The organism is Thermoleptolyngbya sp. PKUAC-SCTB121 (assembly GCF_016919485.1).
Classification (GTDB): Bacteria; Cyanobacteriota; Cyanobacteriia; order Elainellales; family Elainellaceae; genus Thermoleptolyngbya; species Thermoleptolyngbya sichuanensis.
This window is the reverse complement of record NZ_CP070366.1, coordinates 5,049,080-5,066,677: the sequence shown is the minus strand read 5'-3', so window position 1 is coordinate 5,066,677 and position 17,598 is coordinate 5,049,080. Positions and strand designations below refer to the sequence as shown.

The following is a 17,598-nucleotide window of genomic DNA, read 5'->3' as shown; positions in this document are numbered from 1 at the left end:
CTAGGCAGCAGATAACGAGGTAATGCCTTTTAGTAAGGGAAAGATAGCCTCTTCCTGTTCTGCTAGCTTCTCTCTGATACAACGATTGTAGTCATGGATAAACATCCAAATCGCACCGATGTGATTCTCAATCTTTTTGGAAAAGGATAACGTCTTCCTCACCAACCGAGAAATCCGCTGCCTCAGGGTGTTGTTCAGTCGTTCAATGTAGCTTGTCAAGCCGATCTCTTTGCCCACAGCCGTATGGCGTTTGCTGGGAATGACGGTGACAGAAGCCTCCCAGTAATCGGTATAGACTTTGGCACACTGTCGATAGACCGCCGGGATGAACTGCCATAGGGCGATCGCTGATGTTCGAGAGCGCTCACCGATGTGGCAGCCGATGATCTCTCGGGTGTCGGCATCGATGGCCACCCAGACCCACTGCTTGTTGCCTCTGCGATCGACAAAAGACCCGATTTCATCCATCTGCACGCTCAGCTTGCCTTTAGCCTTGGGGATGACCGCTGCTGCTTGCGGCACGGCTGCATAGCACGCGTTGACATAAGCCTGGAGCCAGCGAGCCGAAACCTTGGCAGCCCTGGCGATACCCGCTAACGGAAGTTTCTCCAACAGCAGTAGACCAACGAAAGATCGAGTGTCCTTGTCTTTCGGCTTCCACTGGGGGTTCTCGACAAACTGGCGGTTGCAGTCTTGGCACTTGTAGTTTTGCTTACCGCGCCGGGTGGTGCCGTTCTTGGAGATGTCATGGGACCCACGGGTTGGACAGGTCATCTCGATAGTCGTGGAGCCTACTCGCTCAAACTCTCAAAAGGCGATGGCGTTCCTTTTTCTCTCCATCCTTTACGTTAATCCACTACCACAATTTGAAATAAATCAAGGGGCGATCGCTCGCTTCACATTCTGATACAAAGTCGCCCATTGCTGTTTAGAAAAAGCTGGAATCTTCCTCCCCAGCCTTATTTCAAATTCTGCCCCTCAAATTGAGGCAATTCTAAAGAAAATCGGAGCCTTTCAACATACAAATAAATGTAAAGAACCTTGGCTAGATTGACTCAATGTAACTATTATGCAAAGAACGGGAAGGTTTTATGCTAGCCCGTCTCATTTATCCATTCGCAATTCGATCGCATTTATTATGACTACAACCATTCAGCGGCGCGATAGCGCCTCGGCTTGGGAGCGGTTTTGCGCTTGGGTCACCAGCACCAACAACCGCCTGTACGTGGGCTGGTTCGGTGTACTGATGATCCCCACCCTGCTCACCGCAACCACCTGCTTCATTATCGCCTTCATCGCTGCTCCCCCCGTGGACATCGACGGCATCCGTGAACCCGTCGCAGGCTCCCTGCTGTACGGCAACAACATCATCACCGGCGCAGTGGTTCCCTCCAGCAACGCCATCGGTCTGCACCTGTATCCCATCTGGGAAGCCGCCTCTCTGGACGAGTGGCTGTACAACGGCGGTCCGTACCAACTGGTGTGCTTCCACTTCCTGATTGGCATCTTTGCCTATATGGGTCGTCAGTGGGAACTGAGCTACCGCCTGGGTATGCGTCCCTGGATCTGCGTTGCCTATAGCGCACCTCTGGCCGCCGCCACCTCGGTGTTCCTGATCTACCCCATCGGACAAGGCTCCTTCTCCGACGGTATGCCCCTGGGCATCTCCGGCACCTTCAACTTCATGTTCGTGTTCCAAGCAGAGCACAACATCCTGATGCACCCCTTCCACATGCTGGGCGTAGCAGGCGTGTTCGGCGGCTCCCTGTTCTCCGCCATGCACGGTTCGTTGGTGACCTCCTCCCTAGTGCGCGAGACCACCGAAGTTGAATCGCAGAACTACGGCTACAAGTTCGGACAAGAAGAAGAAACCTACAACATCGTTGCCGCCCACGGCTACTTTGGTCGGTTGATCTTCCAATACGCCAGCTTCAACAACAGCCGCTCGCTGCACTTCTTCCTGGGTGCATGGCCGGTGGTTTGCATCTGGTTCACGGCGCTGGGCATCAGCACGATGGCATTCAACCTGAACGGGTTCAACTTCAACCAGTCGGTGTTGGATAGCCAAGGTCGCGTGATCAACACCTGGGCAGACATCCTGAACCGCGCCAACCTGGGTATGGAAGTGATGCACGAGCGCAACGCTCACAACTTCCCGCTTGACCTGGCTTCGGGTGAGGCGATTCCTGTGGCGCTGACGGCTCCGGCAATCAACAGCTAGGGTTTGTTTCAATTCAGCGTTGCTGAGTTTGAATTCATCAGATTGGGATGGAGGAGTTTGTTCTTCCATCCCAATTTTTTATGCTGCTTTAGCCCAATTTTTATAGTGCTTTAGCGAATTTCAAACGTTATGATTGCAAGCTGAAAAGCCTGTGGCTTGGCGATCCCCGTTGCGGGATTGCCTTTTTGTTGGTATTCTCAGGTCTTGTTTCATTGCTTCTTAATTCTGTTTTAAGAACTTAAAGCGGAGTTGTTTGTTCGAGTTTCCATGAACCCACGTATCCCCAAACGCTACACGCTGATGATCGCCTGCACTGGGCGATCGCCCCTCACAATCACCTTTCGGCCTGCCGTTGTGCTGACAACTCTGGCCGTGGTTGCAGCGATCCCCATCGTCGGAGTTGGCAAAGTTTTTTACAACTACACCCAGCGAAATCACTCTCTTACGGAGGAAAACTCGGCCCTGGCAGAGCAGGCAAAGGAAATCCTAGAGCAAGTTGAGGTGCTGGAGGCGCAGATTGGTGACTTGCAGCAGCGGGCCGGCATGGAAGACGATTCTGGGACTGCTGAGGCTGAGTCGGCGGGCGATCGCCCCCTGCGTCCTCCCGTTCGACAGTCTGAAAGCAGCAACTTCCAGGGTGGACTCTCGCAGGCAGTGCCGCCGGAACTAATGCTGCAAGCGGCCCATGCGCAAATTCCCGGATTGCTCCAAAAGTTGCAGCAGCGGGTGCAGCCTGCATTGGAAAAGACGCTGATCCGCGAAGACGCACGCCCCAAGGGAGTTCCGCTAAAAGGGCGAGGCGTGGAGATTTCTTCTGAGTTTGGGCTACGACGCAACCCCTTTGGCGGCGGCTACGAGCTACACCAAGGGATGGACTTTACCGCAGCCTACGGCACGCCGATTCATGCAACGGCTCCGGGGCGGGTTGTGACGGCGGGTTGGTCGCAGGGCGGCTATGGCTATCACGTCATTGTGGATCATGGCTATGGCTATCGCACGCTCTATGCCCACATGACCAAGGTTGAGGTCGAGGCGGGGGCGAAAATCGAGCGCGATCGCCTTGTGGGTTATCTAGGCAGCACCGGACGCTCCAGCGGCCCCCACCTGCATTACGGGGTGTATTACAACGATCAGCCCATCGACCCCAAAGACTATCTGGAGTAGGATTTAGCTGGAAGCAGCGCATCTACGTCTTAAAGCACCGCGTCGGTAGTTCTTCGGATCTCTCTGGATGTCGTGTTGACTTTCTCGATCAGCCTCGACCAGCCAAACGTATCCGCTTTGAACGTATCCGCTTTGATAGTACAAAGCTGGGTCTGCTGTAGAATTCTGCCTAGAGGAGTCAAGTTATTTCGTGCAGGTTATTTCGTGCAGGGTAGAGGGACAACGCAACTCAGTTTGGGGGGTTATTGAAAGATGTTTTTTGCACGCAAGCCAGCGGTTTCATCGGGTTCGTTGACCTATCTGGGTGAAAAGTGCGAGATCAATGGCGATATCCACCTGGAAGGCAACCTGCGGGTTGATGGCATTGTCCACGGCAATGTGGAAGTTCTGGGCGATATGGAAGTGTCGCACACCGGGTTGGTTGAAGGGCTGGAAATTCGCGCCCGCAACCTGATTATTCACGGTGTGGTCAAGGCGCGTCTCATGGTAGATGGCAAGCTGTCAGTCAGCAAAACCGCCCGTCTGGAAGGCGACGTGACGGCTGGCGCGATTGACATCGAAGGTGGCGCATTCTACACCGGGCACATGGCCACGACGGATGCCAAGTCGCTTCCTGGAACCGGCCGCTTGCCAGAGCTAATTGGACGAGAGCAGACTGGCGGGCTTGGGGGCTAGGGATCAGGGGCGATCGCCCGACCCTATTCCCCGTTACCTCGCCACCCAGTCATCGCGTCATCCCGTGACTGTGCCCGTCAGCGGCGAGCTTGCGCTGGCGTAGCTTTTCACCGGGATGCGGCCCGAGAGATAGGCCAGACGGCCGGCCTGGGTCGCCAAGCCCATTGCGTGACCCATGAGGACGGGATCTTGCGCCTGGGCGATCGCCGTATTGATTAACAGCGCATCGGCCCCCATTTCCATCGCCTGAGCGGCCTCGCTGGGCGCACCAATCCCTGCGTCCACGACAACAGGCACGCTGGCATTTTCGATGATGATTTGAATGTTCGCAGCGTTGCGAATGCCCTGACCAGAGCCAATCGGGGAACCCAGCGGCATCACCGTCGCGCAGCCCGCCTCTTCTAGGCGCTTGGCCAGCAGCGGGTCAGCGTTGATATAGGGCAACACGGCAAAGCCTTCCTTCACCAACTGCTCCGCCGCCTGGAGCGTGCCAATCGGGTCAGGCAGCAGATATTTGGCATCGGGAATCACTTCCAGCTTCACAAAGTTGTTGTCCTCTTGTCCCAGCAGTTTCGCCATTTCCCGCCCCAGTCGGGCGACGCGGATTGCCTCTTCTGCCGTCTTGCAGCCTGCGGTATTGGGCAACATCCACAGCGTTTTCCAGTCCAGCGCTTCGCCCAGCCCCTCATGCCCCGGCGCGTTGGTCTGCACGCGGCGCACCGCCACCGTCACGATCTCGCTGCCGCTAGCGGCAATGCTGCGGCGCATCAGGTCGAAATTGGCATATTTGCCCGTGCCCGTCATCAACCGCGACCGGAATTCGCGTCCAGCAATGATCAGCGGCTTTGGGTCAGGCGTTGACGTGGATGCAATGGGAACTTCGGCGGAGATTGGGTCAGCAGGTGTAGCAGTTTGGATCATGGCAGCGGAATTTAAGGGTGGGGGAGAGGCTTGGGAGGAAGGTGGCTGGGGAACTGGAGCAGGCAGCAAGCCAGCGCCCGCTTGAAATCGCTGCCAGGAGAAGGCAGCCAGCAGCGGGTCAGCCTGCTGATGACACACCCAGTCGGCAATCAGGCGGGCAGTCATCGGCGTGAGCAAAATGCCGTTGCGATAGTGCCCGACGGCGAGGGTGAGGTTATCGCAGGGACCAGGGCCGAGGATAGGCATCTCGTCTGGCGTGGCTGGGCGAAAGCCCCACCAGGTTTCTTGAATCGGGAAGTGCTGGAGGGCAGGATAGACGGCGATCGCCCCCGCCAGCAGCTCGTTCAGGCCCGCAGGCGTGTTTCCAGGCATAAAGCCAACGGGTTCGCTGGTTGCCCCCACTACGATGCGCCCGTCGCGCCGGGGCACGATATAGGCTCCGGGCGCATACAGCACTTGCTGGAGCGGGAGTTCCGCCGTTGCGCTGGCCATTGCGCCAGAGGGAACCGTGACCGAAAACATTTGCCCCTTGCGCGGCTGTACGGGCACGGGTAGCAAGGCACGGCTCCAGGCTCCCGTCGCCAAGATGTAGTGGGGCGATCGCCACAGTCCCGCACTCGTTTGCACGCCAACCACCTGCTCCCTGCGCTGCTCTAGCCCCAGCACCTCCACGCCTTCGTGCATCTCCACCCCCAGCGACTCCGCCGCCAGCCGCAGCGTCAGCGTCAGCGCTCGATTGTCTACCTGCCCATCTTCGGCATACCACCAGCCGCCGACGACGCGATCGCCCAGCCCCGGCTGAGCCAGGTGGATGGCCGCAGTGTCGAGATAAGGGGAGGAATGAGGAGAAGGCAAATGGGCGCGTTGGCGTGGGGACGAACCCTCAATGGCGAGTTCTAGGGACAAAATGCCGCAGGGCCAGTAGCCCGTGGATTGTCCGGTCAAGTCTTCGAGTTTTTGCGTCCAGTCAGGATAGAGAGCGCGGCTTTGCAAACACAGGTCGAGCATCGGCCCGTCGAGATGCTCGGCGTGGGGAGCCAGCATTCCGGCAGCGGCATGGCTGGCGGCTTGCTTAAAGTCGCGGCTGAGCAGCGTCACCGACACACCACGCAGTCTTAACTCTACGGCGATCGCCAGTCCAACTGCACCACCGCCAATAATCAGCACATCAGAGGCCGAGTTCATATCTACAGCAGAAGGAGGGGGGTGAAACAGTCCACTACCCTACCATAGACCCCTAACGGGTGTCTGCGCTGGAGCCGCTGGGGCAGGTTGGGGCTGGAAGGTCGAGTCTTGTTGTGGAACGCTGCCGGGATCAGGCGAAAAGGTGGCCTCACCGCCAACTGAGGCAGGAGCCTGCTGAACGGGCGTTTCTCCGGCGGGGGTTGTGGCTTCACCCCCAACCGCAGCAGGGCTGGGAGGGGGCTGAGTCTGCTGACTGGTGCGAAAGATATTGGGAATGGGAAGCCTAGGCAGCGACAGCGTAGCGGAGGGATTTTTGACTGCATTGGATAGCAACAGCGCGGCGATTACCCCCAGCACAGAAAACGCAATCAGCCGCACTGCCCCAGTTGCCAGCGTATTAATCAAAGCACCCAACACCAGGATGATGAGAATGAAACCCACGATAGAGATCGTATTCATGCAGTTAGCCCCCTCCAGAGTTCACTCGACATCTCGATGTATCGTGCCTATCGTGCTGCGTTCCCATATCGCTTTCTCAAGTCTATGCTGGGCAGTTGCCCTCAGATAAGCTTGCGGCATTACGTCCGCCTCAACTCCGCCGGATTACCACAGCGCTCGAATTGGGCCGCGGCCACCAGAGTCGTAATAGTAGGTTCCATCGTAGTAGACCCCAGATGGCCCCCCCATGCCATCGTAGATGGGGCCGTCGCCATAGATGGGGCCATCGCCGTAGATAGGGCCGCCCATATCCTGGGTGCTGCGGCTAGGAGCCTGATTGGTGGCTTGGGGAACGGTTTGGGGATTGACCTGAGTCCGGGTCGAGGGCAGGTTGGCAGGAGCCTGAGCCGCAGGAGGCTGTTCCCGCGTTGGCCGCAGGGATGGTGGCGTGAACGAAATGGGCCAGCGGGTCTGGAAAATCGTCAGCGCGAAAAACACCAGCAGCCCAAAGCCCAGGTAGCGATACCAATCCTTTGCCAAGATGTTGACCAGGGCGGCCAGGATCAAAAACGCAATGAGAAACCCAAGAAACTCAGCAGTTAACAGCATGACCTGCTCCCCAAAATAGCCCCTAGTCCACACTTCCTTTGGGTTTGGATCTGGACGTAGAGGGCGATCGCCCTCCAGCCCCCGTCATCCTTCACCGTAAACTTCATCCGCAAACTGCCTAACCGCAAACTGCCTAACACCTTAGTCTGGCAAGCTAACCGCCGATCCTTCGTGGGAGAATTGGAAGACAGCGACGGCCGCGCCCAATCTGGAAAATCCCAGCCCAGACAATCCCAGCCCAGACAATCCCAGCCCAGACAATCCCAGCCCAGACAATCCCAGCCTAGCCAGTCCCAGATTGCCCCAGCCCCCTCTGCCTGCATGGCGCGAGTACTGCTAGCCCCCAGTTCACGCCCGTTGATCAAACGCATGATTCAGACTAAACCCACTAAACCAACCCACTCAACCAATTGTTATGAAAGCCAATTTGTTATGAAGGTCAATCCCCTGCTGTAATAGGATCTGACGGAGATAGTTTCCTGCTTTGTCCTCAGACGGTTTTCCTAAAGTCTGCACTGGCAGCATAGACCTAGCACGGCGAAGAAACAGAACCACTTGGCTGGAGCAGTTCGGTAGCACCCTCAAAAGCTCCCTCAAAATCGAGGCTCTGAAAAATCGAGGCTCTGAGGACTGGAACTCTGCAAAATCAGCCAAATACACGAATACTGAAATACATTTGTCCATCTAAACTCCATCTGAACTTTAACATTCCTTTTTGACTTGCATTCACCTCCCTCAGGGAGTCTTTTGAAAAATCTTTTGAAGCGTTTGGGAAACGCAAGGTTTGCGCTTATCCTCCTGATTTCTCCTGATTTCTACCCTCTAACCCCACACCTCTCAATGACCACTGCCGAACCGATCTGGATTTACGACACCACCCTGCGCGACGGTGCCCAGCGAGAAGGGCTGTCGCTTTCCTTAGAAGACAAGCTGCGAATCGCCCACCAGCTTGACCAGATGGGCATTCCCTTTATCGAAGGTGGCTGGCCGGGCGCAAACCCCAAAGACGTGCAGTTTTTCTGGCAAATCAAAGAAGAACCGCTGTCCCAGGCGGAAATTGTGGCTTTTTGTTCTACTCGCCGACCGGGACGCACCGCTGCCGAAGACCCGATGCTGCAACCGATTTTGTCGGCGGGGACGCGCTGGGTGACGGTGTTTGGGAAGTCGTGGGATCTGCACGTTGTCGAGGGGCTGAAGACCACGCTGGACGAAAACCTGGAGATGATCCGCGATACGCTGAGCTATTTCCGCAGCCAGGGGCGGCGCGTAATCTACGACGCAGAGCATTGGTTTGACGGGTATCGGCAAAATCCTGACTATGCGCTGGAAACCCTGGGGGCGGCGATCGCCGGAGGGGCGGAATGGCTCGTCCTCTGCGACACCAACGGCGGCACGCTGCCCCAAGACGTGGCCACGATTACCCGCGCGGTATCCAAATATATTGTCAATCACCTGGCTAGCCACCCGCTCGACCCCGATCGCCCTGCTCCCCAAATCGGCATCCATACCCACAATGACTCTGGCACGGCGGTGGCCAATGCCCTGGCGGCCGTGGGCGAGGGCGCACGCATGGTGCAGGGCACGATCAACGGCTACGGCGAGCGCTGCGGCAATGCCAACCTATGCACGCTGATCCCCAACCTCCAACTGAAGCTGGGCTATGCCTGCGTCCGTGAGGAGCAACTGGCCAAACTAACCGACACCAGCCGCCTGATCAGCGAGATTGTCAATCTGGCCCCGGACGACCACGCGCCATTTGTGGGACTATCTGCCTTTGCCCACAAGGGCGGCATCCACGTCAGCGCCGTAGAGCGCAACCCGCTGACCTACGAACACATCCGCCCAGAGCAGGTGGGCAACCGCCGCCGCATTGTGATTTCTGACCAGGCCGGGCTGAGCAATGTGCTGGCCAAGGCCCGCAGCTTTGGCATCGAGCTAGAAAAGGATGATCCCACCTGTCGCCATATTTTGCAGCACTTGAAAACGCTGGAAAACGAAGGGTATCAGTTTGAAGCGGCGGAGGCTAGCTTTGAGCTGCTGATGCGGGAGGCGCTGGGGCAGCGGCAGCGGTTCTTTGAGCTACAGGGCTTTCAGGCGCGGTGCGATATGGCTCCAGAGATGAATGACGGCAATTCCTACGCGCTGGCAACGATCAAGGTCCGGATTGACGGCAAGGACTATCTGGAGGCGGCTGAGGGCAATGGCCCCGTGTCGGCGCTGGATGCAGCCCTGCGGAAGGCGCTGGTGAATGTTTACCCGGCGATCGCCCAATTCCACCTGACGGATTACAAAGTGCGGATTCTCGATGGCGGCGCGGGGACTTCGGCCAAAACTCGCGTGCTGGTGGAGTCGAGCAATGGCCACCAGCGCTGGACGACCGTGGGCGTGTCTACCAACATCATCGAAGCGTCTTATCAGGCGGTGGTGGAGGGACTGGAATATGGTCTGCTGCTACAAAATCAGGCGGAGGCAGTGCTTAGCACCTGAAGTCGAAACTCGGCCGAAGCAGCAGGGATTAATCCTATTCCTGCAAAACTTCGTCATACTGATGAGAAATAACGTGAGAAGTAACGGGGTTGCCCCTCCATGCCCACGTTGATTTCACTCCAGTCCTGTCGCCACGGGGTCGGCAGAACCAATCTGACGGCAAATTTGGCAGCTTGCATTGCCGCCCAGGGCTACCGTGTGGGCGTTCTGGATGCGGATGGCGCTGCGCCAGGAATTCATGCCCTGTTTGGTCGAACGGCTGCGTTGGACGATGTAGCAATTAATCAGGACGTGTGGAGCAACTGGACGAGCGATTCCGAATCGGGCGATCGCCCGCTACCCTTTTCAAGTACTGCTATTCCGATAGGCCAAGGCACTGTGTTGCTGCTGGGGGGCGATCTGTGCCTAGTGCCGCCCGACCTGCGGGTGCGGGATGTGCAGCGGTGTCTTCAGCAGGGCTACGATCCCGACCCCCTGGGGCAGGGCCTCCGCACCGTGGCAGAGCGACTGGGGCTAGAGTTTCTGCTCATCGACACTTACCCCGAACTGGACGAAGGCACAATGCTATGGATGGCAGTGTCCGATGCAGTCGTTTTGGTGCTGGGGCTGGATGCGACCGAGTTTCAAAGCCTGGCCGTGCGGATGGACATTGCCCACACGCTGGAAGTCCCTCAAGTCTGGCTATTGGCTAACCAGGTGCCGCCTGCCTATGGGCTGAGGGAAGTCTGGCGCAAGTTGGAGCATAGCTATGGCAACGCCATGATTGGCGTGTTGCCGATGGTGGATGAGATGCTGGCGCTGGGCAGCACTGGGCTGTTTTACCTGACCTATCCTGACCATCCGCTCAGTCTTGCGCTAGAGGCGATCGCCCATCAGCTGATCAAAGCGCCTGTGATCAAAGCGCCCGCGCCCATCAGTCAGTTGCCATCTGTTTCTGCCGATTTGCCGCCAAATCCCAAATCCGTAGATTAGGCACGAAAGATTAGGCACGAAACGCGCTACTGAGGCGTAAGGGCGATCGCAAATGACCCGTCTGCGCTGGGTTGCAGCGGCTGCACGCGCACCACGGCATCCAGATTGAGCGGACCGTAGACGTGGGGAAAGTGGCGGTCAACAGGCACGCCCGCTACCTCGTCATACTGAAGCGGAGACTGGAGGCGATCGCCCTCAATCCACAGCAGCACCAACTCTGTCTGCCCCGCAAAGAAAGTATTCGCCACCCAGCTAATTTGTGCTGCGGTGGAACAGTGCATAAAGCCCTCTGCGTCCAAACTGGGGGCCCGATACTCACCCAACGCCTGGGCCCGCTGCCATTGGGGTTGAGTTGTAATGTGGAACAGGAGCATAGGCGGGTCATAGGGAAAACTGGATGTTCAACTTTGCCGATCCCCTCGCCCTTTTCTAGTGTGCCGAAGGCTTTAAGCCCTCTCCCAGAGCGGGAGAGAAACTTCAACCCTCTCTTGCTCCCCTTCTCCCAAGTCGGGAGAAGGGGCTGGGGGATGAGGGCAGATTGAAAGTTGCACATCGCACTAGAAAACGTGACAGAAAACCACAGGACGGACGGGTGAGATGCCTTCGAGAACCGACTCCAAGACTCACCCTCGCCCGCTTGCCACCTGAATGACCTGAAACAGGGCCGATTCTTCGACCGCGCCAAACGCATCGACGGGGGTCAGCGGTGCCAGACAGGGAAACACCGTCAGCCCTGGCACGCGGTTAGCAGATTGGGTAGCTTCAGGGGTGAGGGTAACCATCGGCACGGTACTCAGCACCGTATGTTCATAGAGATGTTTGAAATAGGTAGTGGGATCGGGCAGGCTGCCTTCCAGCACGACCACATGGGGCTTCCAGACCCGCGCCAGCAAATCTGCCTGGTCGAGATCACTCACCTCCACCACCCGGTAGGGGTAGCTGTGCAATAGCTCTGACACGCTGGGGCCATCGGCAGCAAGCGCCTGGGGCGACAGACGCAGATGCAGCACAGTCAGGCGATTGGCAGGAATCGGCGACCACTCATCCGGTGTCTGGGTGGCTTCCAGAATGCTCTTGCGAAGAGACTCAGGGTGGATGGGGTGACTCAGGCAAGCGCTGGCCCCGTAGGCGATCGCTCTCGGTTTTTCCTCCGTGCTGCCGCTCCAGATGACGGGCGTGGCGCGAGTATCGATGCCGGCCTTGAGCAGCGTTAGCACGTCCCAGCCCGACAGCAGCGGCAGATTCGGGTTCAAAATCACCAGCGCAGGCTGGAGCCGCCGCACTTTTTCCAGGGCTTCGGTGCCGCTGCGGGCGATCGCCACCCGATAGCCCAACTGGCGCAAACCAGAATCCAGCATCTCAATTCGGGCCGTGTTCGTCTCGGCCACCAGCACAAGCCGCTGCTGAAGTTTTCGGGATGCATGAAGCGGCAGTTTGGTCGGCCGGGGCTGCACATCTTTGGGCAGCAGCACCGTAAAGCGACTGCCCTTGCCTTCCTCAGAGATAAAGGTAACGTCGCCACCGTGCAGTCGGGCAATGCGCTGCGTCAGCACCAATCCCAACCCGGTGCCTTCAAACCGTCGCGTTAAGGGGTTTTCAAGCTGCTGAAATTTTTGGAAGATGAGATGCTGCTTATCTGCCGCGATGCCAATGCCCGTATCCCAGACAGTAAAAGCCACCCAGCCATCCCAAGTAGTCACTTCCAGCCCCACCTTGCCCGTCGTCGGCGTAAACTTGAGCGCGTTGGAGAGCAGGTTGGTCAGCATTTGCCGCAACCGCAGGTCATCCGCCGTCATTTCGCTTAGCCCCGGCTGAATGCTCAGGCTAAATTCTGGTTCTTCAAGCGTCTCGGCGGCTTTTCCGGCTTCAGACACAGAGACTTCCTGATGAAGCTGGCGGGCCTGCTCATAGGCCCGATGACAGAGGGAAGCTAGCTCGACAGACTCCAGATTTAGCTCAAGCTGCCCAGTTTCAATCCGGGTCAGATCCAGAATGTCGTTTACAATCAGCGTCAGATGGCGACCACTCTGATAGATGAGTTGAGCATAGCGGGCCTGGCGATCGTTGAGGGGCCCAACTAGCTGTTCCTTGAGCAGGCTCGATAGACCCAGCACCGCTGTCAGCGGGGTTTTCAGCTCGTGGCTGATGCAGGATAAGAACTCGTCCTTGAGGCGGTTAAGCTGGGCTAGCTCAGCGGTTTTTGTGGCCAACTCTCGCGCCATCTGGTGCTGCTCGGTTACATCTTGAGCAATCACCAGCCAGAGGGGCTGGAGGTCTGGCGTGCTGCTTTTGCCCAACGAGAACCGGGTCAGTTGCCACACGCGGTCTGGAAAATATTCCTCGTCGGGGCTGTCGGAAAGGATGTCTTGGGGATGAAGATGACGCGGCTGGGGCGAGGGCGGCAGGGTAGAGACGCGGTTGGGCGGAGTCGGGGTTGGCTCTTTGGGGATTCGCTGGTGTAGCGTATGGGCTTTTTGAGTGGGGCTATAAGCGGAACTATGAGTGGAACCGTGGGCAGGGCTGTGGGTCGGCCACGCTGCCGCAGGTTTGGGCGATCGCCCGGTGGGTGGCTCTGCTTCGAGACGGCAAAACGGCGGTAACCGCACCTCCGTCTGAGCAACGTCGGCCTCCTCCATCGCGGCGATCGCCTCCAGCACCTTGGGTTCGTCGCCAATCTGCTGCTGCCAACCCTGGCTATAGGCCACCCCTCCACACTCTGCTCGCCACAGGATCATCGGCACAGGTAGCCCTTTGACCAGCCCCACCAGCCCCGACCCCAGCGGCGATTCACCCTCGGCTGGCTGAGCCTTGTGCTTGGATCGCCCAAAGGGGGACGAGGCCGTGCCAACGGCAATCTGCCAGGGGCGATCGCCCGCACTATTCTCAGGTTTGACGGTAGGCAGTGCAGAGGGGGGTTCAGGCGCGTCTGGTGGGAAAGATGAGTCGGTCGGTGATGCTGAAGCAGCCAGAGCATCGGGAGCGGTGAAAGCGGACGGCCCGTCAGCCCTCGCTGGCAGAACGGCAAAATGTCGCCAAAAGGCGATTGCATCTACTGCGCCCAGCACCTTGCCCGCCTCATCCACCAGCACCCACGGCGGATCGCTGGCATGGAGCCAGTGCCAACCCTCGGTCACTTCCCAATCGGCTGGCAGCACTGTCAGCGGTTGCAGCAGCGCAGGATGATCGATCAAAATATCTTCTAGGCTGGTATCTAGCAGCGGGGTCGCCTCTGCGGGCAGGTCTAGGTGCAAGAGTGTGAGGATACGGCTGATTTGCAGCCGACCCAGCGGCGCACCCTGTTCATCCACGGCGATCGCCTCAGCTGTCTCTTGCTGCCGACCCTGAGCCATCAGCCCAATCAGCGTCTCTTTGATAGAGACTGACAACATGGGTTCCAAAAAATCGCGCAGTCGAGGAATGGGCATAGCACCAAGGCAGAACTCCGGGTCGGTGAGCGCTATAACCTAAAACCCACTAAACCCAATAAACTTTAGGACTTACGCACTTGCGATAAGTTTTCTAGGTCTTGGACGATTTCTCGCGGGCTGCGCCTGCGAGAAACCGTCCCATTGCGTAAGACCTAAACTCATTATGGTGGTGTGATCCAGGGATTGGAAACGTTTGCCCCGATAACTAGTGTTAAACTTCTAACATTAGTGCTAAATGTTGCGTTTCCCAACGATTTTGCCTGAAGAACTGTCACCTTTTTTGCAGATTTCTTGCAGAATCTTCGAGACTTTTGCCAACTTGCTCATTGCAATCCCTGACTCACGCCCTTGCTTTCTCTCTGCGCGTTAATCTACCCCCAGGGCCTGCTTCCTTCACTCTTGCAGGCTTGGCAAAGCGATATGATGATCGGGGGCGATCGCTCTCGATGTCGGGTCACGTCTTTCCACCAGCTCGACCTCTTTCTAGACTACGTTCAGCGCGAAAAGCGTCAGATCGACTGTCTGCTGTTTGAGAACAGCCCCGACCTCAAAACAGCCCTCTCTCAGCTTCGCCAAAGGAGTATCTTTCTGCCTGCCATCGTGCTAGAGCCGGAACCCCTCCAGCCCGTGCCCTCTGCCGATGCAATTTTCGACGAGTTGCTGCAAGAAGCAGATGCCATCACCTACCACTCGGCGATCCTGCACGTCCCGGTAACTCAGTTCTCCGATCTAGAACATCTAACCGAAAAGGCGATCAACCAATTCCTCAAGCTGTCTGCAACCCCCTCCAGCTTGAATCCGTCTACCCCCAGTCGGGTTGGCACGCTTACGACCCATTCCTCTCTGATTCAGCAGCAGCGTCGCCTCTCTGAGAAGTTGAGCGAACGCCTAGGATACCTGGGGGTCTACTACAAGCGTAATTCCGCAAACTTCCTTCGACACATGCCCCCCCCAGAGCGGCAGGAATTTCTGGAACAGCTTAAGGCCGAATACCGAGAGATCATTCTCCGCTACTTCATAGAAGACTCACATCTCAACGAAAAAATCGATAACTTCGTGAACCTGGCGTTTTTTGCCGACGTGCCAGTGGCGCAGGTCGTTGAGATTCATATGGAGTTAATGGATGAGTTTGCCAAACAGCTCAAACTGGAGGGACGCAACGACGAAATTCTGCTTGACTATCGGCTGACTTTGATTGATGTGATTGCCCATTTGTGTGAGATGTATCGCCGCTCGATTCCTCGCGAAACCTGAATCCGCTGAACCTTACTGGCTCGTTGCAAATCTCACTATCTATCCGCCCAGGTTTATATCAATATTCTTTATTCGATTGCCTTTCCCATCAACCCATGAGTCCTCTAAGAAAAACCTACATCCTCAAGCTCTACGTTGCCGGGAATACTCCGAACTCCGTGCGGGCGCTGAAAACCCTGAACCACATCCTGGAGAATGAATTTCAGGGAGTCTACGCGCTCAAAGTGATTGACGTGCTGAAGAACCCCCAGCTTGCAGAGGAAGACAAAATTCTGGCAACGCCGACCCTGGCTAAGATTCTGCCGCCCCCTGTCCGCAAGATCATTGGCGATCTATCTGACCGAGAAAAAGTCTTGATCGGCCTTGACCTTCTGTATGATGAATTGGGTGAAGAGGAGGCAGAAATCTAGAGTGTCTGGGATTTCTGGGGGGTGCTGGCTGCGTTTTTACCGGACTGGCTGCGTTTTAGACAGCGTGTAGGGATAGGGCGATCGCCCGTCTACACGAATACCCTACACGACTACCAGCGTCTTCTAAAGCTGCCTCATCAGCCCCATCGATTCCAGCAGCAAACCTCATTGAATCTTCGCTTCGAGTCTTCAAGGTTTCTAAAAGTTTCTAAATTTTTGGTAGATATCTGGGTATGAACGATTCGAGTCAGACTGGACAGCAGCAGAACGGCGCGGCTCTCATGGGTGTCCAGAAGATTCGCACCATGATTGAGGGCTTTGACGACATTAGCAACGGTGGGCTGCCAGTCGGACGCGCCACGCTCGTTAGCGGCACCTCTGGAACCGGCAAAACCCTCTTTGCGGTGCAGTTCCTCTACAACGGCATTACTCACTTCGACGAAGCAGGCATCTTCGTCACCTTTGAAGAAGCCCCTGCTGACATCATCAAAAACGCCTACAGCTTTGGCTGGGATCTGCAAAAGCTGATCGACGACGGCAAGCTGTTCATCCTTGATGCTTCGCCCGATCCCGAAGGGCAGGAAGTCGTCGGCAACTTTGACCTGTCGGCGCTGATCGAACGGATTCAATACGCCATCCGAAAATACAAAGCCAAGCGCGTCTCGATCGACTCGGTAACGGCAGTGTTTCAGCAATATGCCGCCGTTTCTGTGGTGCGGCGCGAAATCTTTCGCCTGGTGGCTCGCCTCAAGCAGGTCGGCGCAACCACCATCATGACGACAGAGCGCGTCGATGAATACGGCCCCGTCGCCCGCTTTGGGGTCGAAGAGTTTGTGTCTGACAACGTGGTGATTGTGCGGAACGTGCTAGAGGGCGAACGCCGCCGCCGCACGATGGAAATCCTGAAGCTGCGCGGCACCACCCACATGAAGGGCGAATATCCCTTCACCATCACCAATCAGGGCATCAATATCTTCCCCCTAGGAGCCATGCGCCTGACCCAGCGCTCCTCTAATGCCCGCGTGTCGTCTGGCGTGGCAACGCTGGACTCGATGTGTGGCGGCGGCTTTTTCAAAGACTCGATCATCCTGGCAACAGGGGCAACAGGGACAGGCAAGACGCTGCTGGTCAGCATGTTTTTGCAAAACGCCTGTCAGAACGGCGAACGCGCCATCCTGTTTGCCTATGAAGAGTCGCGGGCGCAGCTTTCGCGCAACGCCTATTCCTGGGGTATTGACTTTGAAGACCTGGAGCAGCGCGGCCTGCTCAAAATCATCTGCGCCTATCCCGAATCGGCGGGTTTGGAAGACCACCTGCAAATTATTAAGTCAGAAATTGCCGAGTTCAAGCCGTCGCGCATTGCCATCGACTCGCTCTCGGCGCTGGCGCGGGGCGTGAGCAATAATGCCTTCCGGCAGTTTGTGATCGGCGTGACGGGCTATGCCAAGCAGGAGGAGATTACGGGCTTCTTTACCAACACCACGGATCAATTCATGGGGTCGCACTCGATCACCGATTCCCACATTTCCACGATTACAGACACGATTTTGATGCTGCAATATGTGGAGATTCGCGGCGAAATGTCTCGCGCCATCAACGTCTTCAAGATGCGTGGCTCCTGGCATGACAAGGGCATCCGCGAATATATCATCAGCGAGAATGGTCCAGAGATTAAGGATTCGTTCCGCAACTTTGAGCGGATCATCAGCGGTTCGCCCACCCGCATCTCGGTAGACGAGAAGAACGAGCTATCCCGCATTGTGCGGGGCTTCCAGGAAAAGAGCGACGGCGAAGTTTAGAGTAGTTTTACGCTGTTTTACGCTAAGTGTTGCAC

15 protein-coding genes are annotated in these 17,598 nt (G+C 57.0%); 8 read left to right on the top strand and 7 right to left on the bottom strand.

Going from position 1 to position 17,598, the window contains the following annotated elements:
- Nucleotides 1-774 carry an IS1 family transposase gene (locus JTM80_RS20660; protein WP_205370213.1) on the bottom strand — a complete coding sequence of 258 codons (774 nt, stop codon included), beginning with the start codon at nt 772-774 and terminating at the stop codon, nt 1-3.
- Between the two features lie 364 nt (nt 775-1,138).
- On the opposite strand from JTM80_RS20660, the gene psbA reads away from it, so the two are divergent.
- From psbA to JTM80_RS20645, 3 genes are all read left to right on the top strand, one after another.
- Nucleotides 1,139-2,221 (top strand): photosystem II q(b) protein, encoded by a 1,083-nt coding sequence (psbA, locus tag JTM80_RS20655; RefSeq protein ID WP_172356454.1) that lies wholly within the window; start codon nt 1,139-1,141, stop codon nt 2,219-2,221.
- A 267-nt stretch (nt 2,222-2,488) separates the two neighbouring features.
- Entirely contained in the window at nt 2,489-3,385 is an 897-nt protein-coding gene (locus JTM80_RS20650; protein ID WP_205370210.1) for a M23 family metallopeptidase, read from the top strand.
- Nucleotides 3,386-3,637: 252 nt separating this feature from the next.
- Complete coding sequence (locus JTM80_RS20645) at nt 3,638-4,060, top strand: polymer-forming cytoskeletal protein (protein WP_172356458.1); 423 nt, start codon at nt 3,638-3,640, stop codon at nt 4,058-4,060.
- Nucleotides 4,061-4,117: 57 nt separating this feature from the next.
- Here the strand turns inward: JTM80_RS20645 and thiO are convergent, their stop codons facing one another.
- From thiO to JTM80_RS20625, 4 genes are all read right to left on the bottom strand, one after another.
- Nucleotides 4,118-6,166: a glycine oxidase ThiO gene (gene thiO / locus JTM80_RS23545; protein ID WP_205370208.1), complete on the bottom strand. Its 2,049-nt coding sequence runs from the start codon at nt 6,164-6,166 to the stop codon at nt 4,118-4,120.
- A 39-nt stretch (nt 6,167-6,205) separates the two neighbouring features.
- A complete protein-coding gene (locus tag JTM80_RS20635; protein WP_172356462.1) occupies nt 6,206-6,625 on the bottom strand; it encodes a hypothetical protein in 420 nt (139 codons plus the stop codon).
- 144 nt (nt 6,626-6,769) lie between these two features.
- The gene (locus tag JTM80_RS20630) at nt 6,770-7,213 is read right to left on the bottom strand and encodes a hypothetical protein (RefSeq protein WP_172356464.1); all 444 of its coding nucleotides are present in this window, start codon (nt 7,211-7,213) and stop codon (nt 6,770-6,772) included.
- Nucleotides 7,204-7,584, bottom strand: a complete 381-nt coding sequence (locus JTM80_RS20625; RefSeq protein WP_172356466.1) for a hypothetical protein — start codon at nt 7,582-7,584, stop codon at nt 7,204-7,206. Before JTM80_RS20625 ends, JTM80_RS20630 begins: the two co-directional genes overlap by 10 nt.
- Nucleotides 7,585-8,053: 469 nt before the next feature.
- Here JTM80_RS20625 and cimA point away from each other — a divergent pair, with 469 nt between their 5' ends.
- Nucleotides 8,054-9,700 (top strand): citramalate synthase, encoded by a 1,647-nt coding sequence (cimA, locus tag JTM80_RS20620; RefSeq protein ID WP_172356468.1) that lies wholly within the window; start codon nt 8,054-8,056, stop codon nt 9,698-9,700.
- 99 nt (nt 9,701-9,799) lie between these two features.
- Nucleotides 9,800-10,672, top strand: coding sequence for a P-loop NTPase (locus tag JTM80_RS20615; protein WP_205370206.1), 873 nt, complete (start codon nt 9,800-9,802; stop codon nt 10,670-10,672).
- Between the two features lie 26 nt (nt 10,673-10,698).
- Here the strand turns inward: JTM80_RS20615 and JTM80_RS20610 are convergent, their stop codons facing one another.
- On the bottom strand, nt 10,699-11,046 hold the full coding sequence (locus tag JTM80_RS20610; RefSeq protein WP_205370204.1) for a DUF952 domain-containing protein: 348 nt from the start codon (nt 11,044-11,046) through the stop codon (nt 10,699-10,701).
- Between the two features lie 249 nt (nt 11,047-11,295).
- The gene (locus tag JTM80_RS20605; protein ID WP_172356474.1) at nt 11,296-14,097 is read right to left on the bottom strand and encodes an ATP-binding protein; all 2,802 of its coding nucleotides are present in this window, start codon (nt 14,095-14,097) and stop codon (nt 11,296-11,298) included.
- 351 nt (nt 14,098-14,448) lie between these two features.
- On the opposite strand from JTM80_RS20605, the gene JTM80_RS20600 reads away from it, so the two are divergent.
- The 3 genes from JTM80_RS20600 (at nt 14,449) to kaiC (ending at nt 17,563) form a co-directional block, all read left to right on the top strand.
- The gene (locus JTM80_RS20600; RefSeq protein ID WP_399366448.1) at nt 14,449-15,354 is read left to right on the top strand and encodes a circadian clock protein KaiA; all 906 of its coding nucleotides are present in this window, start codon (nt 14,449-14,451) and stop codon (nt 15,352-15,354) included.
- Nucleotides 15,355-15,449: 95 nt separating this feature from the next.
- A complete protein-coding gene (gene kaiB, locus JTM80_RS20595; RefSeq protein ID WP_068507005.1) occupies nt 15,450-15,764 on the top strand; it encodes a circadian clock protein KaiB in 315 nt (104 codons plus the stop codon).
- 233 nt (nt 15,765-15,997) lie between these two features.
- Complete coding sequence (gene kaiC / locus JTM80_RS20590; protein WP_172356476.1) at nt 15,998-17,563, top strand: circadian clock protein KaiC; 1,566 nt, start codon at nt 15,998-16,000, stop codon at nt 17,561-17,563.
- Nucleotides 17,564-17,598 lie beyond the last annotated feature (35 nt).